We start from the raw sequence: 24,399 nt of genomic DNA, 5'->3' as shown, positions 1-24,399 counted from the left end.
AAGCGAAGCGGTCGCCTTTATCAACGGATTTTCCCATTGCTAGATGGGATTCAAAAAAATCCGGGGATAACAGCGATCCGAAGTTGTGCTGTCACCGCAGTGACTCAGTTAATCGCACCCCATTCATCTTATATAATTGCCACTACATGCGTTTTTTGCGACCCACCATGATCCATGCCCCACCCATAATCAACACAATTGCCACGAACGGTTGGATAAAGCTCAAGCTGCTCAGCATCGAGCCAATCGACATCACAGCGAAGAACAGCAGCGATATAACTGTTAGAATGTTGATGGGGATCAGCAACCATTTGTTCCGACCACCAAACCAATACAATTCGAACAAACCAACAGCAACAGCCAGGATAAAGCCCGGCCACATCGTACCCCAGTTGTTAAACAGCATAGCGATCTGACAGACGATACCAACCGTGAGCAACAAGCCACCAGGAACCAGTAGTCCAACACCTCTGCCAATCATGGAGAAGTAGAGCCAGTGGAAGAACAGCCCGAGTGGGATCACGAATAACGTGGGCCAGAATGTAGCGAAGATTGTACCCGGACCGAGTGAACCTCCCTGGTTCAGAATCAGGTACACGCCCAGCAAAATGAGAACAGGCGCAAGGATCGTACGTTTAGCCATAATATCTCTCCTTCTTAATACAAGATCAATTTTCCGAACGGTTGTATGTAGAGCAATTACTTTCGTTATTCACAGCATACCATGAACTGGAAAACTCTATCCTCCGTCTTTGGAGTTAAAATGAACCTAGACCAAAGTCTAGGTTCGAAAGATACTCAGTCGTTTTTTCATGCAAACAATCTGTGCCAAACGGTGGTGAACAAGTTACACAGAAAAATGTGATTTAGGCTTGCATGTTGCAAGAGAGAATTATCATTGCTTTCGTAGCAGATGCTCCCAGTTTGTAGGGAATCCCAAAAGGGATATATCAACTATAGTGTAAGCTTCGATTAATGAGGATAGCTCAGTCACCCAACTATCCCAGATTGTTCTATCCTTTATCAGGTACTTCGCATTGTAGATAGCTCCAAAAAGAAAGGCTTTGTCTAAGCCTAATAATTCATCATTTCGTGTGTATCTTATGGTAACAGGGATTCTATAATTAAAAAGTCTGCTGTAGTGAGCACATCTATTCCTAAAAACAGTTAAGACGTGGAACCAGTTCTCAAGTTCCCTATAACTTATGTTTCGAGAAGGGTAGTATTCTCGATCAATAGATTTTTTGTCAGACGTTTTTAAATTTTTATAGAGTGAGGACATCATAGAAATTGTACTAACTTCAAAGGCCGCCCAGATAGGATATCTATCTTGGTAATTCTCTCTATGATGAGCAATAAGCACTTCTTTGTGCTGTTTTTGAATGCATTTTTGCAAATCCTCCATAAAGCGTTGGTGAAATTGAATTTTAGAAAAATTAGCGGCATTCGTATATCCAAGAGCACCATACTTGTGGGCGAGCTTGTATGGAATTTGTGATCTTAAGGCAATCTCGATGTACTCGACAATCTTCATAAAGTGATTTCTAAGGGCTGCATCAAACAAATGATGCTTATACACTTTGTTGAAAGTCGTTCCTTCAATGTAGTTGTCCGAGGTATCCTGTTTAAAAGTTAAGGCATATGCAGTAAACCTGTAATAGTGAATGCGTTTCAGGATTGTAATTGCTTCTACATCATTTTCAATTGTCATTTTTCGGTTTTTAAACTTTTCGAGCTGTTCTTCATATGTAGTATGCGCTTTCATTTCACGTAGCTGAACATCATCTGGCAAGGAAAATACCCCCATAACGCAAAAATGTCTCGCCCTGTTCCACATGCATAAGCAGAGGTGCGGGCGAGATCTGTTATTAAGAATATACGATTCGTTGATTGTTTATTCAACAGTTAAACTTAAATTGAGCAACTACTGAATGGTAAAGCTGAGTCATCCAAAACGAAGCTTGTTATTTCACCACATCCGAATGTTTCTTGCCCCAGCTGTTCACACCGTCATCCTCAATAATGGAGATGGCAGCGTCGGCGATGTCGGGGTTTGTCATCAGTTTCTCCTGAATACGGAACTTGATGTCATCCGCATCGGCAAGACTGAGTCCTTTGGTCAACTCAATCAGACCTTCGACATGATAATAACGGCCTTCCTGAATGATACGCATCATCTGAATGTCAGCAACGTGTGTGTCTGCGAGAATAGTCTGGGACACTTTGTCCTCAATATCCTGCGGAGCCGCAACACCGATCAATCCGATCATATTATCGTAACCGACACGGAAGGCTACAGCGATCATCAGACATCCAATAATCGTTGTCACAATGCCATCGAGCAATGCAAAGTTGGTCAATGCAATTACTACGACAGAGATCAATGCAAGCAGAGCACCGAGTACTGCTACAACATCTTCGTAGAATACGAGACGGGTTGGTGGCGCAGCACGGCCTACATTTTTAATGGCAGCAGGGACCAAGGCAAATCCGGCGGCTTTGGGTGCGCGTGCTTCTTTTAGAATTTCCTTCATGGCTTTGATCAGGATGGCCCCGTCAATGACAATGTTCAGAACAAGCACTCCGATGTTAATCCAGAGACCACCGGTATGACCAACAGGATGCTGCAAAAGATGGATGCCTTCATGGATCGTTTCATACGCCATAATGGTAACAACAATAACGGCGATCATACAGAAAATGTTAATGACCCGTCCGAATCCGGTCGGGAAGCGGCGTGTAGGTTTTTTCTCGGACAACACACTTCCGACAAAGACAAACCCTTGGTTAATGGCATCAGCGAGTGAATGCATCGCCGAAGCGAACATGGCACCACTGCCACTGAATAGGAAGGCTCCCCCTTTGCACACAGCAAGAACAGCATTACCTGCCATCGCTACGGCGGAGGATGTGTTTCCTTTTTTGATGAGAGACATAAAGCTCTCAGACTTCGGTTGTTCAGCCACTTCGTATGTTCCTCCCAGATCAATGTATTAGGTGTAGAAAAGGCAGTCTTATCTATACAGCATGTGCATTTCCACTAAATGTTATTATAACCGCTTTGACATATCCCAGCATTATGCAAAAAAGGTCATATCATTATGCGCATTTCAGTACTCAATGGCTTCCAAGGCACGTAAATTGCGGTTGGATTGTTCCAATAGTTCCGTAAACGTCCCAGCGACATAATATACAAAATCTGGGTCATGCACGTACATAATAATCTGTCCAACCGTTCCTTGCTCTGTCGGATCAAAGTCGAACATCAGATACAGCGAACCACCTCCAAGCATGCCAAACGTGATCCATTTCTTTTGAAAAAGGTAGGGTTTGATTCGGGGATCAAGCTCACGGATCTCTTCTTCGGTAAAATAATCATCCATGCGGTTCTCCACCAGCGTGTACTGCTCCTTTTGGATTTTTTCCAGGGATAACAGGTAAAATGGCTCGGATTCCCGTCCTTCCTCAAGGCTTGGGTACAAGACGTGAAAGCCATAACCACTCCCATTTTTACGTTTATAAAACGCACGAAAATCAGCAGGTAATCGAATACCTTGTTCACGCTCGAATGCGTCGAGCTGCTCATCCGTCACGCCTTCAAACTCGCGATATGCCTCCAAGAGCTCCCGGTTCTCCTCATCTTGTACCTTCTCCTCCAGCAACATATCCAGTTCTTCCATCAATTCATATATACGCTGTTCTGGCATCTAATTCCCTCCGTATGAACTATTCAGATAATATGGTGAGTGATATGCGCGCAAACTGATTCTAATTTCACCTCATATTATAGTTATAATCCGGAAAAGCACACAAGAAACCGGAGTCCTTGCTTTCATACTACAATGGTCTCATTATTCAAGGACGGTTGTTGCATATCAGCACACTTAGCTCCATCACAATCGATTATGTACATCCATCATGGCAGTCACTCTTAACAACAAATAAAGCGTGAGCAACAGGAATGATCCCTGTAACCCACGCTACATTTTTAATCTGCTTTATAAATGAAACTAATCTTTTACACGAAAACGTAGAGGGCAGAAATAACCTGAAGAAGCGAAGTGTTCGCCTAAAAGCTTTCTGCAAGAAAGCTACATCGGAAGCATACGCTTATCACCAGATTTTCACCTTTATATAAAGTAAATAAAAAAATCTGGGGATAACAGCGATCGGAAGGTTGTTCTGTCATCGGAGTAGCGAGTGTAAATACTTTAGTTCGTTTTACATAGTCCTCTTTAATCAAACTTCCAACAGGACAAGCTCAGATTGCCATACTGATAGGCTTTGAACAGGAGCGATGCACGTTTGTTCTGATCTCCCGCACCCATGGCGAGTAACAGCGGTACAAAATGCTCCGGCGTAGGCACGGCGGCTTGAGCTGAAGGTGCCAGTTTATCATAGGAGAAGAGAGACTCCGTATCCCAGCTCACCAGCTTGTCATGCAGCCAGTTGTCGAACTCTGATGCCCACGGGTCAACGCCGTTACTTTCCCAGTTCAATCGACGTAGATTGTGGACGGTTCCTCCACTGCCAATGACAAGAATGTCTTGCTCACGCAAGGAAGCGAGCGCTTGTCCGACCTGATATTGCTGCTCACCTGTCAGATAGCGATTCACGGACAAGGCAATTACAGGAATATCCGCATCTGGGTAGAGCAGGCGTAGAACGACCCAAGCGCCGTGATCCAGTCCACGAACGTCATCGGTCTGTACCGGAATCCCGGCTTCTGTGAATAAACGTTCCACCTCGGCTGTGGTCTCTGCCTGTCCTTGAGCCGGGTACTTGATCTGATACAGCTCGGGCTGGAAACCGCCGAAATCATAAATGGTCTCATAGTTGGCTACCGAGGATACAAGCTGAGTTGTGGATTCCCAGTGAGCAGAGAATAACACAATTGCTTTGGGTTTCGGCAGTTCCTGTCCAAGTTTTTGCAAAAATTCGGTGTACACATTCTCCTCCAGTGCCAGTGATGGGGCACCGTGAGCAATAAACAGAGATGGCATCATTATGAATTCAGTCCTTTCGGGTCTTCGGTAGTCAGATTTGCATCCGTCCGAAGCCAGTGTTGGAATTGTTGATATAGTTCGGGGGTCACCTGGTGTCCACCGTTGTAAGGTACATATGTGACGTGATTGGTGTGTTGACGGAAGAAATTGGCGTTATCTTCGCCCAGTTGCAGCGGGAATAGATGATCTTGATCTCCATGCGAGATGAACACAGACAGCTCCGAATCGGGGTGTAGCATGTACTCGTCTTTCACAAATTGCGGGATGTACCCACTCATCGCTACAATGCCTTTAATTGCATCTCCAATCACCAGCGATAAAGTCATCGCCATAATGGCGCCCTGGCTGAATCCGGCGATATAACGCCGCTTGGGATCAATAGCATATTTGGCGGACAGATCAACAATCAACTGTTGCAGTCCCAGCACGGAGGCATCATACAATTCACGGATGGGGTTGCCAATGCTTTTAATCTGAAAATAAGCATAACCACTACCCTGAACGATAGGCCCACGGATGGCAACAATAATAAAATCAGACTGCATAGGCTCCATTAAACGAAGCATATCCTGTTCATCTGATCCCATCCCATGTAAGGCGAAAATCACGGGATAACGCTGATCTGGATTGTAATGAGACGGTAATCGGATTTCATGTATATAAGGAGAATTCATTGAAAACACCACCTGATTAGGATTGAGTTAATATATCGATTTGACGATAAAGTTCACCAATATGAAATAAATATTCTTATTTATGAACAAAATTTATCATGGTTTCATTGTAGGGTCAATACTTTTTTTGTATGATGAATATATGTTGTTTATAAGAAACCTTGAATGGATTTAAAAGAAGTGTCGTTGCGCATGGTTCATATCTTATTTCCAAGGACGTGATCAGGATGTTAAAGCGTATCGTGCCTATTCTGAGAATATTTGATGAAAATAAAGCTAGAGAGTTCTACCTTGAATACCTGGGTTTCCAATTGGATTGGGAACATCGATTTGAGCAAGATATGCCCTTATATATGCAGATTTCACTCGATTCCATCGTGATTCATCTGTCCGAACATCATGGAGATTGTACACCTGGAGCTGCCTTGCGCGTGGAAACAGATAACTTGGATACATTCCATGGTGCACTTCGTCAGAAAGAGTACAAAAATGCGAGACCCGGTATAGAGGAGACCCCTTGGCAATCAAGAGAAATGACTGTGACGGATCCGTTTGGCAATCGAATTATATTTGTTGAGACAAGGGCCGAATAGATAACCTGAAGTAGCTAAGCTTACGTCTGGTGTCTTATATAGAGAAGGGGAGGGACGCGATATGGATATTGGCTTGGCTATTCGTACGATCCGCAAACAGAAACAGATTACGATCATGCAGATGTGCGAGGGCACGGGGTTGTCCAAAGGTTTTATCAGCAACGTGGAAAATAACAAAACGTCACCTTCCATTGCTACGCTTGAAAGTATTGCGGATTATCTGGAAGTGCCACTGCCCTATTTGCTGCTGACACCGGAGCAACGGATGAACGTGGTACGTAAGAACGAGCGTAAGGAGACGACAGCAGGAAGCGGACAGATCAAAGTGCAGCAGCTTACAGCCAAAGGTGCGATGCGTATGTCCATTGTGGAGTTACCGCCAGGTGCATCGACCGGGGTTAGCAAACATGCCGGAGAGGAAAGCCATCTGGTGTTGCAGGGCAAGATTCGTGCGGAGCAAAGCGAAGATGTGGAAGTTCTTGAAGTGGGTGATTCGTTTACCTGGAATGCGATCGTGCCCCATGAAGTGACCAATATCGGAGAGGAACCTGCGGTGGTGCTCATTGCGGTGTCCAAAGAATTGGGTCTGGATCATTTATAAAATAAAAAAGGACGCTCCCAAGTCATGAACATGCGAACCTGCATACATGTACAATGGGAAACGTCCTTTTATATTTCTAACGAACTGAGTGAGCCCTATTAGATGATTTTAAGCAGATATCGAGATGTAACGAATCTCAGACGCTTTATTTCACTCTTGTGTGTGTAATTTGGCTACATTCCACAGAATTCTGGCGAGATAACCTCGCAGTGATTCGTTACGTTTCTCATTTCCTGCAAAAGAGTACAATAAGGTGCGAGAGATTCCTTAGAAAGGTCAGAAGCACCTGTCTATTGTGGATTAGTTGTCCAGATGCCTGCTGTTTTAACGAAGACACGGTCGGACAGCTTGAGCGTTGCGAGTGCAAGTTCAGCTACATCTTCCGCTTGCATCATGCGATCTTCGTCGCCAATTTTCAGTCCGGCATTGGTCGCAAGCTCCGTATTAACGGTGCTTGGAGTCAGTGCCGTTACACGAATGTTGGACTTGCGCACTTCCTGCATCAGAGATTCGGTCATGCCAAGCAATGCAAACTTGGACGCGCAGTATGCCGAACCTGTAGCGAATCCGCGCTCACCTGCAGTGGAAGCAATATTGATAATGCTGCCGCTACTTTCCTTGATCATGCTCGGAAGGACAGCGCGTGTAACGTAATATGTACCCATAACGTTAACATGCAGGATGCGCTCCCACTCTTCCGGCTCCATCTCCATGAACGTTCCGAACTTTCCGATCCCCGCATTATTGATAAGGATATCCACCGCACCGAGTTCCATCTCGATGGCTGCTACAGCGGCTTCGGCCTGCGTGCGATCCGAGATATCTGCTACTGCACTGGTTACTTTCACACCGTATTCTTGACTCAGAGACTGTTGCAGAGCCTGAAGATCGGAAGCGGTACGTGCAATAAGGCCGAGGTGCACTCCTTCTTTGGCAAGAGCTTCAGCGATCGCACGGCCGATACCTTTTCCGGCACCTGTGATGATCGCTGTTTTATTTTTAAGTTCCATGTGGGTAATTCCTCCTTAGAAATGGACTAGCATTCAATTATACTATTATTACCCACAGTTCGGAAATTGGCTTCATCACTATCTGGTAATCTCGATGCTACCAGAAGAAGTACGGGCCTTGATCACTTCGCGGCTCACCATTGGCGATTCAGGTACATCGACACTTCCGGAAGTAGCCTTAGCATCATAGATTCCGTCAAAATCAGGTGCAGCTTGAATGAAAATATCTCCAGATGTTCCGGATGCATTGATTGGCGCAGCATGGGACTGTTCAATATGAATGCTACCCGAGGTGAATTTAACATCGGCCGCACCATTCAATTCAGTGATCTCAATATCTCCTGATTTAATCTCACTGTTGACTTGACCGACTATCTGATCAGCAGTGAAGCTTCCGGATGTCTGTTTCACGGTCATGTCTCCATCAATCATGGAAGCGTTAATGTCACCAGAAGTTAGAACCAATTCAATATTGGGCGCCTTAATATTTTCCAGACGTATGGAACCTGAGGTATTGTTCAGCTCAAGCTGGTTGGCATTCAGACCTGTCAGATCCCAGTCACTTGAAGAGGAGTCCAGCTTAACCTCATTTAATTGGTGTCCTTCAGGCAGAGCAACCGTTATTGTGGAGTCTTGATCATTCCAGTACAAGGTGAAAAATTGCAATCGTTCACGTGCTGTCTGAGACAGTTGGAATGTGCCTTTGGATAAAGTGGCTTGTTCGAAGCTTTTGACTACGGTAGGGTCCCATTTACCATCCACTTCGATATAACCATTCGAATCGGGGCTTATGACAAATTCAATATCTGCACTGAAATTAGCATTCATGATAATGTTCTGCAATTCATCTGCTTTGAAATCCCATCGTTTAGAATAATGCTCCCGTTCATCCCCGAACTGAACGCCATAGATGGATGTCCCGAGCAAACCTATTCCGATACATATCACGGCAAGCGCAATCCATTTTTTGGTACTCATGCGGAAACATCTCCTTTCATCATATTTTTATTCCATTGAATGTATTGAAGAGTAGTGTTTTTGAAGGCTCTAAAAACATACTTCGATGCGATGGCAAACAAAATGCCGACACCGAAAGCGCCAATCGCAACGAAAATTTCCGGTTTATCGAGTTGGCCCAGGAATACAAAGTCCACAACTGCTGCCACAGGAGCCAATACCAGTAAGGACAGGCTGGCGAGCGTAAGCCATACTGACCATAGCGTGAGACCAAGAGGAATGCCAAGAATCAGATTCAGGAATAACAGGCCGATGGCTGTGAAAAATTTGCGAGTGGCGCTGGTGCTGTTTCTGGGTGACCGCATTTCGCGATACGTCGGTGCATAGAACGCATCTGAACCCGGCGTATGAATGTCATAACGATCACCAAGCGCTTCCTTGGCGATTTCTTCCGGCTGTCCGAGTTCCCGAGCGATCTCTTCTTCCAGCCTGCCTTCTCGTAGTCCAAGCTCGAAATGTTGATCATAGTCGGCGAGCAACTCAGCCCGTTCGAATGGGTCCATCGGCCGTAGATGAATTTCCATGGCTTTCATAAATTGTTGTCTATTCATTGGGGATTCCTTCCTCAATCAGATTTGCGACATTGCGCACAAATTCATTCCATTCTGTCGTCAGTGCCGTCATGTAGTCGCGACCTGTATCGGATAGTCGGTAATACTTGCGCGGCGGGCCTTCAGTTGATTCTTGAAGATAGGTGGTGCAGTAACCGTCATTCACAAGCCGGCGAAGCAAGGGATACAGTGCACCTTCAGCAACTTCGATATGTTTGGAGACCGCCTGAGCCAGTTCGTAGCCATACCGATCCTGGCGGTTAATTAATACCAGGACGCACAGCTCTAATACTCCTTTTTTGAACTGGATGTTCACATTCACACAGGTTCCTCCTTAGTAGCTTCATTTATCGCTATTGTATATTGTTCAGTAGTGGTGAATTCATCATAGCATCCAGTACTGTTTAATGCAAGGTAGTGACTTTAAAATAGTTCCGTATCACGATTGATCGATAATAAGTTCGTTTAATACTGATGATCAGCTGAAGCTGTCTGTTTAGCTATAATTCAGCATACGCAAAAACCGGATCGGTTACTTCCGTCTGGAGGCGGATTCCGATCCGGTCTGTGAGATGAACTTTTGTTTCTTTGGTTACAGGTTAATCGCTAAATGTCGGTTATTCTTGTGCATCCAGGACTTTAAGGTCTTCCACAGCAGGGCCCTCAATGACATGGCCTGCATAATCAAAGCGGGAACCATGGCATGGGCAATCCCACGAACGTTCGCCCTCGTTCCATTCGACTTCGCAACCCAGATGGGTGCAGGTGGTATCCACCAGAAACAGCTTGCCACTGGTGTCCTTGTAGGCGCCAGCACGTTTGCCATTATGACGAACGACGGCTCCTTCGTCTTCACCAATATCGCTAACCTTTTTGTGCACAATGCCTACTTTACCGGAGATTAATTCCTTGGCTACATTCACATTTTCCACAATAAAGTGTTTCATACCAGGATCGGCCTTGAATCTTGCCGGATCGAATATGGCAGCATGAGGGTTGTCACGTCCAGTGATGCGATCCGCAAGAAGGTGTCCTGCCATCGTGCCAGTTGTCATTCCCCATTTGGCAAACCCGGTCGCCACATAGACTCGTTCATGTCTTCCGGTAATCGGTCCGATGTAAGGCACCTTGTCAATGGAGATCAGATCCTGGGCTGACCAGCGAAAAGGAATGTTGCGAATGCCAAATGTCTCCGCTGCGAGCTGCTCTAGGCGTTCATAATGACCAAAGGTACAGATGCCTTGTCCAGTTTTATGATTTTCACCGCCAAAGAGGATAAGTTCCTTACCATCATGTAAGACGGTACGCAAGGAGCGGTACGGTGTATCGTCCGAGATGTACATGCCACCCGCATAGGCTTTCTCCGGTTCGACTAATACAGCGTAGGATCGTTCGGCGTGTAATCGTGTGAAATAAAATCCGGGATCATAGACGGGAAAATGAGAAGCCACGACAATATGTTCCGCTGTTACGGATGGGCCATCTCCATAGGTTCTGACATGCAGGGAAGCATCCTCCTCCACATCGGTTACGGTGGTATGCTCATAGATACGAACCCCTTGTTTCACAGCGGAATCGAGCAAGTAGTGCAGGTAGGCCAACGGATCAAACCGTGCCTGACCCGGCATGCGAATACCTGCCCTTGCGGGAACTGGAATAGGGAGTGGGTCTACCCACTCACCAGGGATATTGAGTTTGCCATAGGCGGTCAGCTCGATTTCCAGTTTTTTGATGTTTTCTTCCGATTGAATGTAGACGTAGGCATCTTCCTCTGCCCACTGGCAATCAATCTGTTTTTCCTTCACGAGATTACGCATCCACTTCGCGGCATCGGCATTGCCTTCATAGTACATCCGAGCCTGTTCTTGTCCGAAGTGATGCATAATTTCATCAAATATGACGCCGTGCTGTGCAGATACCTTGGCAGTGGTATGACCGGTCGTGCCATCCAATACTTTTCCAGCCTCTAGCACGACTACACGCATACCCGTCTGCGCCAGCAAATAGGCTGTAGTAATGCCGGCAATACCGGCACCAATAATCGCTACATCAGCGGTGATATCTTCGGTCAGTTTTGGATAGGCATCGAATTGATGCGTAGCACGCCACAGCGATTCGGGGACCGGGGGCAGACCCGTCTTGGGCTGCTGATTGTCGCTCATTTTTTTTCCTCCTTGATTATCTTCAATCTATCGCATGGGGTGTTGTTCAGCGCACATCGTTGTACTCTTATTCATGATTGCCAGACTATGCCAGGAAAAAACGGTGTTGTTTAGATTTTGCAGAGGGGATGTTCACAATTTCCTGCGCAGAACCTCTGTTTTTTTTGTTAAACATGCTATATGATAAGATTACCGAAATCGTTTTAGGTTTTGAAAAAGAGATCAAGATTTACACCTATAAACGTTGATTATAAAAGGATTAATTGATCCATCGGAAGAAAGATTTTATCCGAATTAACCCCCGATTTTTTATGAGATATGTATTCGCTATCATTTTTATTAACTACCGATAACCAAAGGAGATTCCATATGACGACCAACCAAACGAAATATCCGTTTCAAGATACAGCACTAGAGTTAGACACCCGTGTGAAGGACCTTGTATCCCGCTTGACGGAAGATGAAAAAATTGAATCCATGCTGCAATATCAGCCAGCAGTAGATCGCTTGGGTGTGCCTGCATACAAACATGGAACAGAAGCGGCCCACGGCTTGGCCTGGCTTGGAGAAGCAACATCTTTCCCACAACCGGTGGGGCTTGCATGCACATGGGATACGGATCTGATGAAAGAGATTGGCTCTGTACTCGGAGACGAGGCACGTGTATTTTATAAACGAAATCCGGCAGTGAACGGTCTTACGCTGTGGGCACCTACAGTGGATATGGAACGTGACCCGCGCTGGGGACGGAATGAAGAGGCGTATGGTGAAGATCCGGAACTGACAGCCGAGCTGACAACAGCATTGGTCAAAGGAATTCAGGGTGACCATCCAAAGTATTACAAAGCGGTCGCTACCTTGAAGCATTTCCTCGCCAATAATAACGAAGTGGATCGCGGAAGCGGTTCGTCCAGCATTGATCCGCGCAACATGCGTGAATATTATCTGAAGGCGTTTGAGAAGCCATTTAAGGAAGGCGGCGCACAGTCCATGATGACGGCGTACAACTCTATTAATGGTACGCCAGCGTTGTTGCATCCTTTTGTGAACGAGATTGTCAAAGGTGAATGGGGCATGGATGGTTTCATTGTCAGTGATGCAGGTGACGTAATGGGCATCATGAATGATCATAAATACTATGATTCCCACACACCAGGTACGGTAGAGTCTGTTAAAGCTGGAATTGATAGCATCACCGATGATGCTGAGCTGTCCAAACAGGCACTGCGTGAAGGATTGGAACAAGGTACACTTACGATGGATGACATCGACAAAGCGTTGTTTAATACGTTCCGTGTGCGTTTCCGTCTAGGCGAGTTCGATCCGGAAGAAGGCAACCCGTATGCTGCTATTGGTGAAGAGTCCATGATGACAGAGAAAGCAAAAGAACTGTCGCTCAGAGCTGCCAGAGAACAAGTAGTATTGCTCAAAAACGACAAAGGCACGCTCCCGTTGGACAAAACAAAAGCTGGTAAAGTGGCTGTGATTGGTCAATTGGGCGGAACCGTGTATCGTGACTGGTATGCAGGCACCATGCCTTATAACGTATCCCCGCTTGAAGCGATCCGTGGCAAAGTAGGCAACGATAAAGTATCGTTTAAGGATGGTAATGACCGTATTACGTTAACTTCCGTAGCCAGTGGGAAGAAAATTGGACTGGCAGAAGGTGAAAAATCACCTGTGATTGCTTCGGGAGAAGCGGAGACGTTCATGGTTTCCGACTGGGGCTTCGGAAGTTATACCTTGCAGGCCGAAAGCAACGGCAAATATCTGACCACAGATGAAGAGACCGTTACGGCTTCCGCTGATGAAGTGTACGGCTGGTTCGTGAAGGAAGTATTCCACCTGTTGCCACAAGAGGATGGCAGTGTAGGTCTGACTACTTGGAATGGCAAAACGGTGACTGCACCTAATGGTGGAAACGATGCATTCGTAGTGTCCGAGGAACTGAAAACCTTTGGTGCCACAGAGACGTTCAAGCAGGATGTGGTTGTGAACGGACTTGAAGAAGCGGTAGCAGCGGCTAAGGCTGCGGAAACGGCGATTGTCTTTGTTGGTAATAATCCCCTTGTAAATGGTAAAGAAGAGATTGACCGTCCAAGTCTGGATCTCGCCGAATCCCAGCAACGTCTGGTTGAGGCGGTCTATGCCGCGAACCCGAACACGGTAGTTGTCATCGTGGGTAGTTATCCGTTCACATCCAACTGGGTTCAGGAGAACATCCCGGCGGTATTGTATACTTCACACGCAGGACAGGAACTGGGTAACGCAGTAGCTGACGTCTTGTATGGCGACTATGCACCAGCAGGCCGTCTGAATATGACATGGGTACAATCGGCAAATCAACTGACCGACATCAAGGATTACGATATCATTCAATCTGGTCGGACATATCAATATTTTGAAGGCAATGTATTGTATCCGTTTGGACATGGTCTGACGTATGCAACATTTAAATACAGCAATTTGGAACTTAGCCCAGCTCAAGTGGGTACAGAGGGCAACGTTACGGTAACTGTAGATGTAACCAATACGGGTTCAATTGCCAGCGACGAGGTTGTACAGTTGTACGTTCGTGCAGGCAAATCCCGGGTGAAACGTCCACTCAAAACGTTAAAAGGATTCCGTCGTCTTCATATCGAAGCGGGAGCTACAGCGAAGGTCAGCTTTACTTTGCCTGTTCAGGAACTGGCAATCTGGGATGTAACTCGTGATCGGTATGTCGTGGAAAGTGGAACTTACTCTATTATGGTTGCCAAGTCATCCTCCGATGTTCAGCTGGTTGCAGACCTGACGGTAGAAGGAGAGACGATCCCTGCCCGTAATCTGGGTGTGGCTACTCGTGCCGAGAATTATGATGCTTACCTGGGTGTTGATCTGGATGAAAGCAAAGAGGGCGGAAGTGCTGTCCGTGTAGTTGGTGAGCAAGGATGGATTGCCTTTAAGGATGCCGATCTGGGTAGTGGGGCAGCAGCAATTGAAGCTCGTGTATCCGCGGAAAAAGCAGGCGCTGTGTTGGAAGTTCGACTCGGTTCACCAGACGGTACGCTCGCAGGACGTGTGGAACTGGCACAAGGTGAAGCCCAGCAGTGGTCTACCGTGAAGGCGGAACTCACAGGTGCATCAGGTGCGCAGGATGTATACATTGTGTTGTCTGCGGGTGTGCGCATCAGTCACTTTGAGATTCGTTAAGTCAAATAGCTCATGAAAAAGCCTCCGAATGCATTCGGAGGCTTTTGTTGGTCTATACGCTGGTTGGATCGGGATGCTTCTTCCTGTCCAACTCTTTTATCCTGAGCGGTAACACTAGAATTATACAAAATGCTTTGCCATCGCACGTATTTTTATTTACCGTCAAACGTAATCATTTTTTGCACAAATTGCTTCAATTGTTTGTTGGTTTCATTCAGTTGCTCAATTGTGCTCATGAAATTGTTTACGAGTTCAGCCTGCTCTTGGGAGCTTGCAGTGATCTCACCAAGTTCATTCTCCATGCCTTGAATGGATTGCCGAACCGAGAGAAGAGAATCTTCAATACGGGCCGTTGCTTCTTTGGTATCGACAGACAGTTTGCGAATTTCTTTGGCAACAACGCCAAAACCTGCACCAGCTTCCCCTACACGGGCAGCTTCTATAGCTGCATTCAAGCCAAGCAGATTGGTTTGCTCGGAGATTTCACGAATGAAACTGGCGACCTGAGTGACATTGCCTGATTTCTGTACGGCTTGTTTGGAATTGTTCCGGATCTCTTCGGTTGTGGCACTGAGTTCCTCGGAGTGTGCAGCTACATGCTGTACACTGTCAATTAACTGGTTGGTCAGATTTTCGGTAGCATCCATGAGCTGTTGCAGCTGATCCTGGTCATCCATACTGTAGAGCAGGTTAAACAGGGCGATGACTTCACCTTTTTCATTTTTAATGGGGATAAAAGCCACGTCAAAAGGAACACCGAATAAATCTTTAGGGTAGTGATCGAATCGTTTGACTGTACCGCCGTTGAGATCAGCAAAATTTCGATTTCCATCCAATAGAGGGTCGCCGGGTTGATAATTCAGTTGCTTTAACGATTCCCCTGCTGAGAAATATAGGAATTTCTCATGATCAATCACGGAGAGGGTTACATCCTGACGAATCGTATCTCGAAAGAAAGGCATACATGTAATTAATGCTTGAACAATATCCATATAAAAGATGATTCCTCCCTGGTTACCTTATGTAAACGGTTAAATTTTAAATGCTAACTTAATAACTACCTATATTATATATCGTCATGCAATAGAGAAGAAAATAGAGAGAATGGATAAAACCTATTTCTTAAAGAAGACCGCTATACGCCAACAAGACACGAGTCCGCTGGGGACCCGTGCCTTGTTAGTTGGTGAGGGGAATAAAACCAATGTTACAGCATACTGAGCTGCATTGTAACGATGGTTCGAGTGGCTAGTGTTGCACTGACATCAATCAAACGCTGATTCCGGCTGCCGCGGAAGGGAAGGGAAACATCACGCTCCGCTTCAACGTATCGACCGTCAATAATCACATCGCACAACCGGGCAAGCTCCGCTCTTGCAGGGTCGGTAATCAGTTCTTCATATTCGAATCCCGTGTAGGCCCATACCGTCAAATCAGGACGTGCAGCGCGGAGCTGCTGGACCCAAGACGTACATTCTGCTACCGAGAAAAAGGGATCACCACCACACAACGTAACGCCATCCAGCAATGGATGGGTCGTCACTTCATGCAGAATCTGCTGCTGCCGCTCCTCTGTAAAGGGCTCCCCCGCTCGAAAGCTCCATGAATCCGGACTGAAGCAGCCCGGACAGGCGTGACGGCATCCGCTGATGAACAACACGGCACGCAGGCCGATTCCTTCATTCACCGATTCCGGGATGTAACCATATAGATTCACCGGTGTTTCACCCGATCCCGCACTTCGGCTTGCTTAGCAGCATTGAAGCGTACTTTGTAATCTCCGGTCAGATAGCCAGTTACGCGGCGTAACCGCTGGAAGTGTACATGGTTCTCATGGGCTTCACAGCTTGGGCATACATCCCCAATGACGCCTTCATAACCACATGCAGGGCAGCGATCAATTGGATGATTAATGGAGAAATAACCGATATCCTGCGCCAGTGCATACTGTACAATTCGCAGGAAAGCTGCGGTGTTGGCCCGAACGTTTCCGTCAAGCTCCACATAGGAGATTGCACCCGCGTTACATAACGTATGGAACGGTGCCTCCAGTTCAATCTTCCGATATGCTGGAAGCGTGTGGTAGACCGGGATATGGAATGAATTCGTATAATACTCCCGATCATTCACTCCGGGAATAATGCCATAACGCTCTCTGTCGATCTTCGTGAATTTGCCGGACAACCCTTCAGCAGGTGTGGCAAACAGGGTGATATTCAAGTTATGCTGCTCGCTCATCCGGTCACAGAACTCTCTCATGGTCCGAATAATGTTGAGCGCTTCGCGATGTACATGAGGGTCCTGCCCATGATGGCGCCCATAGAGAGCTGTCATACATTCCGCGAGTCCGATAAAACCAAGAGATAATGTTCCATGCTTTAAAAGCTCGGCAACCGGCTCGTTCGGGCCAAGCTGTTCTCCACCTTCCCATACACCCTCCCGCATCATGAAGTCCGATGCCTTGGCAGGCTGCAATGTCTGAATTCGGTAGCGGTGCAACAGGCCGGAAGCGGCATTATGCATAACTGACTCCAAAGCAGTATAGAATCCGGCTCGGTCAGCGACAGCTCTTGCACCTTGGCAGATGCCAAACCGGATGCCGAGCTTCACGAGGTTAATGGTGTTGAAGGACAGATTACCTTTACCACTTTGACGATTGCGACCAAACCGGTCAGCCAGTGTACGTGTGCGGCATCCCATAGTTGCAATGATCGTATCCGGATCTTCCGGATGATAGAAAGGCAGATTGAAAGAGGCATCCACATTGACAAAGTTAGGATACATCCGCCGGGATGAACAGGTGACTGCGAGCCGGAACAGATCATAGTTCGGCTCTCCTTGAGCCTGATTGATCCCCTGTTTACATTGGAAAATATGTTGAGGGAACACGGGAGTCTCCCCGTTGCCCAGGCCACGAATGGTTGCTTCCAGCAACGAGCGTGATACCAACCGTCCTTCCGCAGAAGTACATAATCCATAGTTCAGTGAAGTAAATGGAATCTGACCACCCGCCCGGCTGCTCATCGTATTCAGGTTATGAATCAGTGATTCAGCAGCTTGTCCTGTCTCCAATTCAGTCTCTTCATAGGCGAAGGCATATGCCCGCGGACATTGATTCTTCGCTTCGATGCTATCCAGATGAAGCTGTTCATCCCCGATCAGAACATTTTCACCAAAGAGCCGTTGCCCTTTGCGGTAGTGTTTGCGGAACGATCGCTGTACATAAGGGGCCAGATCCCAGTCAATTTTATTGGCCGATACACCGCCATATTGACTGTTCTGCTGGGATTGGAAGATGATCGCAACCAGAGCCATGGCAGACATGATCGTCTGAGGTGTGCGAACCGATCCGTTACCTGTGTTGAAACCCGCAGCAAGGAGACGGTCAAACGGGATAAAGATACAGTTGGTCGTTCCAAGTGCATACTGATCCAGATCGTGTACATACAGATCCCCATTCTCCACAGCTTGGGCAAGCTCTTCCGGCAACACATGACGCAGAGCATGCCACTTGGCGGTCTCCGAACCGAGCCTGCTCATCTTACCACTGAAGGAATCCCCGTTCAGATTCGCATTTTCCCTCAGCGTATCGGCGTCTTCTGCGCCAATAATTCGTCTTCCCAGGTCGGATAATAGATCGGATGCCAGTGGGGTGGCATACTCAAGCATGTTCATGTAAGGTTCCTCCTAAAATGATTTTGGTTATCATTCAATTCACGTTAAATACTATATGTAGATTCGTCTTATCCATTTATAAACTATATGTGGTTTTTTGGGTGTGATAATGATCACACAGCTTACTGAACAAAGTGGACTTTCCTTTAATTGCTACGGATAAAGGTTCCCAAAGTCTGAGCGGAAGCGTATAATTTCTAGTTATTCTGCAAGTATAATATCCGAAGTCGGACAAGATGGACTTTAATCAAGCTGAAAAGGCGAGTTGCAATGAATTCGCGGTCGTTAAACCATCCGTTTAAGACCTGCTTTTGTCCACAAATGGGCAATAGGCAGGGAGTATGATTCTCTTATACTTCTACGGTGTTAATCATATAAGTATAGATTGTGACAGCTATTCGGATTTTTGATGACCCCTGTACGTGATTAAACATTCTGAAATACAGATTTGAAAGTGCAGCTAAGATAAGAGGGGTGAATCATGGGGACGGCAGAAGGCATTACAAGAGGCTTCTATGAAGATATAAAGGAAGCTGCGGCCCATATCGTAGACGTATTAAGCGGTATATTGAAGGTCAATACCATCTTTGTTGCCACGAATGACGGGGTGACCAATGTCATTTTGGAGGCCTTTAATCGTACGGAAGAGTTAGTTGTTAAAGGCAGTGCACTTCCATTTACGGATTCATATTGCAGCCTGGTATTAAGAGACAACGGTAACGTGCTTACGATCCCGGATACATGTGAACATCCGATGACACGATCCATGGGCGTTACGAGCGGACTTGGCAATCGCTTCTTCGTGGGCGTGCCTATTATGAGAAGATCGGGCGAAACATTTGGTACCATCTGTCTGATGGATGATCCTGGTTATGTGATCAGCGAAACCGATATGAAGACACTGAAGGCGATGGCTGTATTCCTGGGTTATGTTGTTGATCTGGAAAGCACGTTGCATGTTCAGGAGCAGAAATTGAGTGATTCGGAACAAATGCAAGAACAGCTCCAGGCAGAGAAAGAACGTGCCGAATCTGAGGCTATGACCAAAACACAGATGTTGAAGCTAATGAGTCACGAGATTCGCAATCCTTTGAACGGTATTTTGGGACTGACAGATCTGATGCGCACACCGGATATGCCTGAGGAGCAGTCCGAATATGTGAACATGATTGAGACAAGCGGCAATATTCTGCTTTCCTTGCTGAATAATATGATGAATTTCAACATAAATGAAGCAGGTAAAACGGTTATACATGATGATCCGTTTGATCTGGTAGGTACCATTGAGAATACCGTGTATCTCTATGCCGGGATTGCGACGGGCAAGAACATTGAGCTGGGATTAAATCTTGAACTGAATGTATCTCAAGTGTTCGTTGGTGATGAAGTCAAGATTGGACAGTTGCTTGCACACGTCATTCAATATGCTCTCGATTCAACGCGTGAAGGTTCCGTTCTGATCACAGCAGTGGTGAACGGAGAAGAATTGGAGGAGACCGGTACACTTCAGCTCAAGGTGAAGTACACGGGTCAGATGTTATCGGACAAGAAGAAACCATCCTTTAACAGCCAAGATGAAAAATTGAATATCCAAAAACTGATTGGAAGCAATCTGGGTTTAGCTGTAAGCCAGAATCTTGCCATTCTCATGCATGGCCGTATTCAGGTGAGCAGTGTGAAGGAAAATGAGACGGAATTCAACATTTCACTTCCGTTACGCAGATACTGGGAGTTACCTCAGCTCGCAAGTGTTCAGCAGCGGTTAAAAGGGAAAAAGGTGTTACTTGCCAAGGACCCTGACATTTTGCAAGGTGTCTCTTCCCTGATGCGTAGGTGGGAGATGGATGTACACATGACCTCGGGTTTGACATTAGCGCATGATTGGATCAAGGAAGGATTCATGCCGGATGTAGCCGTTGTGGATATGGGATTAATGGAAGGTGGCGCGGTTGATTTTGTACATGAACTGAAACAGCGACTGGAGAATCTGCCCGTCATTGTTCTTGTTCCTTATGGTATGCACATTGAATTGCATGAAGCAGAGGCCTTTGATGCTGTTCTGACCAAGCCGGTCAGACAGGCTGATCTGTTGAATGCATTGAGCATTACTTTGCCTTAAATCATGATCATAGATCTTTAATCGGCGCACCTTATAGGTGCGCTTTTTTTCGTTTTCCATTTTCTGAGCCAAAGCCCTTTTATTCCGAGCTGGTTACGTTACAATAGAAAGTGAACTTCATCTTTATAACCAATAGAGGAGGATATGCAATCAATGGATTATCGCAGATTAGGTGGAAGCGGACTGAAAGTAAGCGAGATTAGCCTGGGAAGCTGGCTGACGTACGGAGGGTATGTGGAACGTGAGAATGCGGTGAAATCAATTGAAACTGCATTTGATGAAGGCATTAACTTTTTTGATACTGCCAATGTATACGAACGGGGCGCAGCAGAAGAACTGCTTGGGCAGACGCTCAAAGCATATTCCCGTGACTCTTATGTACTTGCAACCAAAGTATTTGGCAAAATGGGTGATGGTCCGAATGACCAGGGGTTATCTCGCAAACATATCAAGGAGCAATGTGAAGCCAGCTTGAAGCGCCTAGGCGTTGAATATGTGGATATCTATTATTGCCATCGTTATCATACCGAAACACCAATTGAAGAAACACTCCGTGCTCTCGATGATCTGGTACGCCAAGGCAAAGTGTTATATGTAGGCGTCAGCCAGTGGACAGCGGCTCAGATGGAAGCTGCGTTGGGTACAGCAGACCGTCTGCTCCTGGATCGTATCGTGGTCAATCAGCCGGTGTACAACATGTTTGACCGTTATATCGAAAATGAAATTATTCCGCTCGGTGAGCGTAAAGGCATCGGACAAGTTGTATACTCCCCGCTTGCTCAAGGTCTATTGACCGGGAAATATACGTCCGTTTCCGATATCCCAGAGAATAGCCGTGCTGCCAAGCTAGGATGGGACGAAGGAAAGATCAATGTGGATCGTATCGGGAAAGTTCGTCAACTGATTGAAGTGGCGGACAAGCTGGATCTGAAGGTGGGCCAACTGGCTCTTGCCTGGATTCTGCGCCAGAACAATGTATCCAGTGCACTTGTAGGGGCGAGTCGTCCCGAGCAGGTAAAAGAGAACGCGGCTGCATCTGGCGTGAAGCTGGATGCTGCCATTGTGGAGGAGATTGAGAGCATCCTTGCTTGATCTCCTGTCAGCAAACAAGCTGAGATGATATGCAATGATCTATAAAGAAAGGGATGTCCTGTGCGCCTGAATAGGCGAACGAGACATCCCTTTTTTGGAGCGTTGAAAGGTTAGATTAATGAAGGGTTAGATCTTACTTTAAAGCGTAAGAGGCAAGGAACGAAAAGTTAAGGCGCACACACGGTTACGCCCTGTATTCTTGGCTTCATATAAAGCACGATCGGCCTGTTCGAAGAAATCGTCATCGTCATGATCATCACAATGATCGGGGTACACGGCTACACCAATGGAGATGGTTAGACGTGTCGTGTGCCCGTCAGGCAGAGCAAAATGGTATTTCTCTACAGCCTGTCGTATAGATTCGGCGGTAGCCACGGCCTGACGGTGTCCACAGTCGAGCAAGAGAATGGCGAATTCCTCCCCACCGTTTCGTGACACGATATCAGCAGAACGTGCATGCTCAACAAGCAGTTGTCCAAGTTGCTTCAGGACCGCATCGCCAGCGGAATGACCATAGGTGTCGTTTACCTTTTTGAATCGGTCAATATCAATGGCAAGCAAGGAAAGCTTCTGTTGGTAATCCCGCGCACGCTGGAGTTCCAGTTGAAGTGATTTTTCGAACTGTCGTCGATTGCTCAGGTTGGTAAGATGATCGGTAGAAGCTCTTTTTTCCAATAGAAATAACATTTCATTGGATTTATTAATGAATTCTGCGATGAAATAGATAAATAATCCACCGGCAAAAGAAATGGTCATTTGTAACGGATATATCTTCATTAATGAATTCATGCTGTCTGTATTCAACATAAGGATGATAAAGATTAATGTCATGCCAAGCAGATTCATTGTAATTATTTTGGTCAGTCTGGACCAAGGAGCATAGGCGAAGTATACACCGGACAGTCCGATCAGAGTCATGACAAAACCTGCATCTATGGCAGAGGATGATAAGCCGAACATCAGAATACGAATGACCGAGATCATGAGTCCCGTAACGACCGAAGCCAATCCTCCCATATATACCGCTGCGGTAACGATGGCCAGATGCCGTAGATCTACAATCGTAGTTTCGTTCAGAGGGAAAGAATAGTTCATGAGTACTGTGCCATATATACCGAATAATAAGCCGCCGATCAACTGAACACGTAACGAGGGAAAAGGCAATCGGATACTATAGAACTTTGCGATGATCCCGGACACATACATAAACGTAATCATGACACAGATATTAATGAAAAAAGTGCTAAACAACCGACATTCCCCCTTTTTACGCACATCCCTATATTTTATCTGAAAAGTGGTGCTGTAGCGAACCATAATATCCCAAATTTATGAGGGGATTGCTGGGAAAGATGTTTTATTTGCATATACAGGATATTAGAGTGATATTGACTTCAATATGCAATGAGATTTATACTTAATCTAAATCAAAATATATTCCTTCTTTTTGGGAAGACCATCATAAGTAGAAGATCAGTGTCTGATTTCATATAAAATGGATCAATAATAAAGGAGAAATGGTTGTGAGAACTTTAAATCTGACGATACAACGGCAAGCGGTATATGATGTGGTGCGCCATTCAGAGGATCACCCGACAGCTGCTGATGTCATGAATCGACTCGTGGAACAAGGATATAATCTTGCTTATGGTACGGTGTATAATTCTCTTCGTTATCTGACGGACAAAGAATTGATACGGGAACTTAAACTCGGAGAGACAGCAAGCCGGTACGATGCCCGTATGGATGATCATCAGCACATTATGTGTGAAGTGTGCGGCAAAGTGGACGAGGTGATGACGGAAGTTCCTCCACAATGGATGAAACAGGTAGCTGAAGAAACCGGATATGCAATCGATCATGCTCATGTGGTCTTTGGAGGTGTCTGCGGGGAATGCAGAAACAAACGGATCAAGTAAAAATAAAACTGCCTGGCCGCCGTTTACCCCTAAGGGTTAAACCAGCCTTGTCTGACTCAACACCCCTTGTGGACAATTGTCCGGTTACACGGCGTGTTATTCTGATCAGCCCGATGCCGGGGCAGGTTCATGAACTGGTAAAGGCCTTAACGGATAGCTGCTTTGATGTACTGGTCTTCCATCGCTGGGAACCGGATCTGCATGAGCGTCTTGTCTTTGATCTGTTGATCTATGATCTGTCTGTTGCTGGAACTATCGATGCATTTGCCGGCATTAGCAGCCGATTGAATCGTGAGGCTGAGCATACAACCCCTTGTTTGTATCTGGTTGGTGAGAAGATGATTGGCAGTGCAAGTGGACCGATGCTTCAGGAGGAATTGCTGGTGTGGCCTGCACGCCCGCAGGAAGCACTTTACCGAGTGCAGCGCATGATTGGCAACAGCCCTGCTCTGCCCAACCGTGGTTTTTTGCCTGAGGAAGGGCACCGTATCGGATTCAAAGATCTGTGGCTCGATCGTGAACGGATGAGTGTACAGCGCGATAATAACCGGATTCATCTAACCAAGACCGAATATGATCTGTTACTCAAGCTGATTGATGCCAAAGGTGCAGTCATTTCCCGTGAGGAAATGCTCAGCGATATCTGGGAGACGGACTTTACGGGTGGAAGTAATGTGGTCGATGTTCATATCAAAAGCTTGCGCAAAAAATTGGGCGATAATGCGTCTTCGCCGCAATATATTGTAACAGTAAGAGGAGTGGGCTACCGCCTGGCGGATTAGTCCGCT

General features: G+C 46.3%; 22 protein-coding genes. 7 read left to right on the top strand and 15 right to left on the bottom strand.

Annotated features, from left to right (window positions below):
• Positions 1-142: 142 nt before the first annotated feature.
• From C170_RS18740 to C170_RS18715, 6 genes are all read right to left on the bottom strand, one after another.
• On the bottom strand, positions 143-643 hold the full coding sequence (locus C170_RS18740; RefSeq protein ID WP_036612842.1) for a hypothetical protein: 501 nt from the start codon (positions 641-643) through the stop codon (positions 143-145).
• Between the two features lie 252 nt (positions 644-895).
• The gene (locus C170_RS18735) at positions 896-1,792 is read right to left on the bottom strand and encodes an Abi family protein (RefSeq protein ID WP_036612840.1); all 897 of its coding nucleotides are present in this window, start codon (positions 1,790-1,792) and stop codon (positions 896-898) included.
• 172 nt (positions 1,793-1,964) lie between these two features.
• A complete protein-coding gene (locus C170_RS18730; protein ID WP_143781100.1) occupies positions 1,965-2,966 on the bottom strand; it encodes a cation diffusion facilitator family transporter in 1,002 nt (333 codons plus the stop codon).
• A gap of 144 nt (positions 2,967-3,110) precedes the next feature.
• On the bottom strand, positions 3,111-3,707 hold the full coding sequence (locus tag C170_RS18725; protein WP_036612838.1) for an SMI1/KNR4 family protein: 597 nt from the start codon (positions 3,705-3,707) through the stop codon (positions 3,111-3,113).
• A gap of 528 nt (positions 3,708-4,235) precedes the next feature.
• Positions 4,236-5,006: a DODA-type extradiol aromatic ring-opening family dioxygenase gene (locus C170_RS18720; RefSeq protein ID WP_036612835.1), complete on the bottom strand. Its 771-nt coding sequence runs from the start codon at positions 5,004-5,006 to the stop codon at positions 4,236-4,238.
• Positions 5,006-5,680, bottom strand: coding sequence for an alpha/beta hydrolase (locus C170_RS18715; RefSeq protein ID WP_036612833.1), 675 nt, complete (start codon positions 5,678-5,680; stop codon positions 5,006-5,008). The genes C170_RS18720 and C170_RS18715 overlap by 1 nt, the downstream gene beginning before the upstream one ends.
• A 227-nt stretch (positions 5,681-5,907) precedes the next feature.
• Here C170_RS18715 and C170_RS18710 point away from each other — a divergent pair, with 227 nt between their 5' ends.
• On the top strand, positions 5,908-6,273 hold the full coding sequence (locus C170_RS18710; RefSeq protein ID WP_036612831.1) for a glyoxalase superfamily protein: 366 nt from the start codon (positions 5,908-5,910) through the stop codon (positions 6,271-6,273).
• A gap of 61 nt (positions 6,274-6,334) precedes the next feature.
• Entirely contained in the window at positions 6,335-6,874 is a 540-nt protein-coding gene (locus tag C170_RS18705; protein ID WP_036612829.1) for a helix-turn-helix domain-containing protein, read from the top strand.
• 290 nt (positions 6,875-7,164) lie between these two features.
• On the opposite strand, the gene C170_RS18700 is transcribed toward C170_RS18705, so the two are convergent.
• The 5 genes from C170_RS18700 to C170_RS18680 form a co-directional block, all read right to left on the bottom strand.
• On the bottom strand, positions 7,165-7,884 hold the full coding sequence (locus tag C170_RS18700) for a 3-ketoacyl-ACP reductase (protein ID WP_036612827.1): 720 nt from the start codon (positions 7,882-7,884) through the stop codon (positions 7,165-7,167).
• 78 nt (positions 7,885-7,962) lie between these two features.
• On the bottom strand, positions 7,963-8,862 hold the full coding sequence (locus tag C170_RS18695; RefSeq protein ID WP_036612825.1) for a DUF4097 family beta strand repeat-containing protein: 900 nt from the start codon (positions 8,860-8,862) through the stop codon (positions 7,963-7,965).
• Positions 8,859-9,452 carry an HAAS signaling domain-containing protein gene (locus C170_RS18690; RefSeq protein WP_036612823.1) on the bottom strand — a complete coding sequence of 198 codons (594 nt, stop codon included), beginning with the start codon at positions 9,450-9,452 and terminating at the stop codon, positions 8,859-8,861. The genes C170_RS18695 and C170_RS18690 overlap by 4 nt, the downstream gene beginning before the upstream one ends.
• Positions 9,445-9,774 (bottom strand): PadR family transcriptional regulator, encoded by a 330-nt coding sequence (locus C170_RS18685; RefSeq protein WP_036612821.1) that lies wholly within the window; start codon positions 9,772-9,774, stop codon positions 9,445-9,447. Before C170_RS18685 ends, C170_RS18690 begins: the two co-directional genes overlap by 8 nt.
• Positions 9,775-10,069: 295 nt before the next feature.
• On the bottom strand, positions 10,070-11,614 hold the full coding sequence (locus tag C170_RS18680) for an FAD-dependent oxidoreductase (RefSeq protein WP_036612820.1): 1,545 nt from the start codon (positions 11,612-11,614) through the stop codon (positions 10,070-10,072).
• Between the two features lie 369 nt (positions 11,615-11,983).
• Between C170_RS18680 and C170_RS18675 the strand changes: the two genes are divergently transcribed.
• Positions 11,984-14,806 carry a glycoside hydrolase family 3 C-terminal domain-containing protein gene (locus tag C170_RS18675; RefSeq protein ID WP_036612818.1) on the top strand — a complete coding sequence of 941 codons (2,823 nt, stop codon included), beginning with the start codon at positions 11,984-11,986 and terminating at the stop codon, positions 14,804-14,806.
• A gap of 152 nt (positions 14,807-14,958) precedes the next feature.
• Here the strand turns inward: C170_RS18675 and C170_RS18670 are convergent, their stop codons facing one another.
• From C170_RS18670 to C170_RS18660, 3 genes are all read right to left on the bottom strand, one after another.
• Complete coding sequence (locus C170_RS18670) at positions 14,959-15,798, bottom strand: methyl-accepting chemotaxis protein (RefSeq protein WP_036612816.1); 840 nt, start codon at positions 15,796-15,798, stop codon at positions 14,959-14,961.
• 215 nt (positions 15,799-16,013) lie between these two features.
• On the bottom strand, positions 16,014-16,523 hold the full coding sequence (nrdG, locus tag C170_RS18665) for an anaerobic ribonucleoside-triphosphate reductase activating protein (protein ID WP_036612814.1): 510 nt from the start codon (positions 16,521-16,523) through the stop codon (positions 16,014-16,016).
• Positions 16,520-18,481 carry an anaerobic ribonucleoside triphosphate reductase gene (locus tag C170_RS18660; protein ID WP_051447284.1) on the bottom strand — a complete coding sequence of 654 codons (1,962 nt, stop codon included), beginning with the start codon at positions 18,479-18,481 and terminating at the stop codon, positions 16,520-16,522. The genes nrdG and C170_RS18660 overlap by 4 nt, the downstream gene beginning before the upstream one ends.
• Positions 18,482-18,962: 481 nt before the next feature.
• Here C170_RS18660 and C170_RS30170 point away from each other — a divergent pair, with 481 nt between their 5' ends.
• Both C170_RS30170 and C170_RS18650 read left to right on the top strand, forming a co-directional pair.
• Positions 18,963-20,600, top strand: coding sequence for an ATP-binding response regulator (locus C170_RS30170; protein ID WP_051447283.1), 1,638 nt, complete (start codon positions 18,963-18,965; stop codon positions 20,598-20,600).
• A gap of 153 nt (positions 20,601-20,753) precedes the next feature.
• Positions 20,754-21,692: an aldo/keto reductase family protein gene (locus tag C170_RS18650; RefSeq protein WP_036612812.1), complete on the top strand. Its 939-nt coding sequence runs from the start codon at positions 20,754-20,756 to the stop codon at positions 21,690-21,692.
• A 138-nt stretch (positions 21,693-21,830) separates the two neighbouring features.
• Here the strand turns inward: C170_RS18650 and C170_RS18645 are convergent, their stop codons facing one another.
• Positions 21,831-22,943 carry a GGDEF domain-containing protein gene (locus C170_RS18645; protein WP_036612810.1) on the bottom strand — a complete coding sequence of 371 codons (1,113 nt, stop codon included), beginning with the start codon at positions 22,941-22,943 and terminating at the stop codon, positions 21,831-21,833.
• A gap of 272 nt (positions 22,944-23,215) precedes the next feature.
• On the opposite strand from C170_RS18645, the gene C170_RS18640 reads away from it, so the two are divergent.
• The gene (locus tag C170_RS18640) at positions 23,216-23,611 is read left to right on the top strand and encodes a Fur family transcriptional regulator (protein WP_036612807.1); all 396 of its coding nucleotides are present in this window, start codon (positions 23,216-23,218) and stop codon (positions 23,609-23,611) included.
• Positions 23,587-24,393 (top strand): winged helix-turn-helix transcriptional regulator, encoded by an 807-nt coding sequence (locus tag C170_RS18635; protein WP_036612804.1) that lies wholly within the window; start codon positions 23,587-23,589, stop codon positions 24,391-24,393. Before C170_RS18640 ends, C170_RS18635 begins: the two co-directional genes overlap by 25 nt.
• The last annotated feature ends 6 nt before the right edge of the window (positions 24,394-24,399 follow it).

The organism is Paenibacillus sp. FSL H7-689 (assembly GCF_000517905.1).
GTDB classification, from domain to species: Bacteria; Bacillota; Bacilli; order Paenibacillales; family Paenibacillaceae; genus Paenibacillus; species Paenibacillus amylolyticus.
The sequence above is the reverse complement of the archived record's forward strand: the minus strand, read 5'-3'. Positions and strand labels throughout refer to the sequence as shown.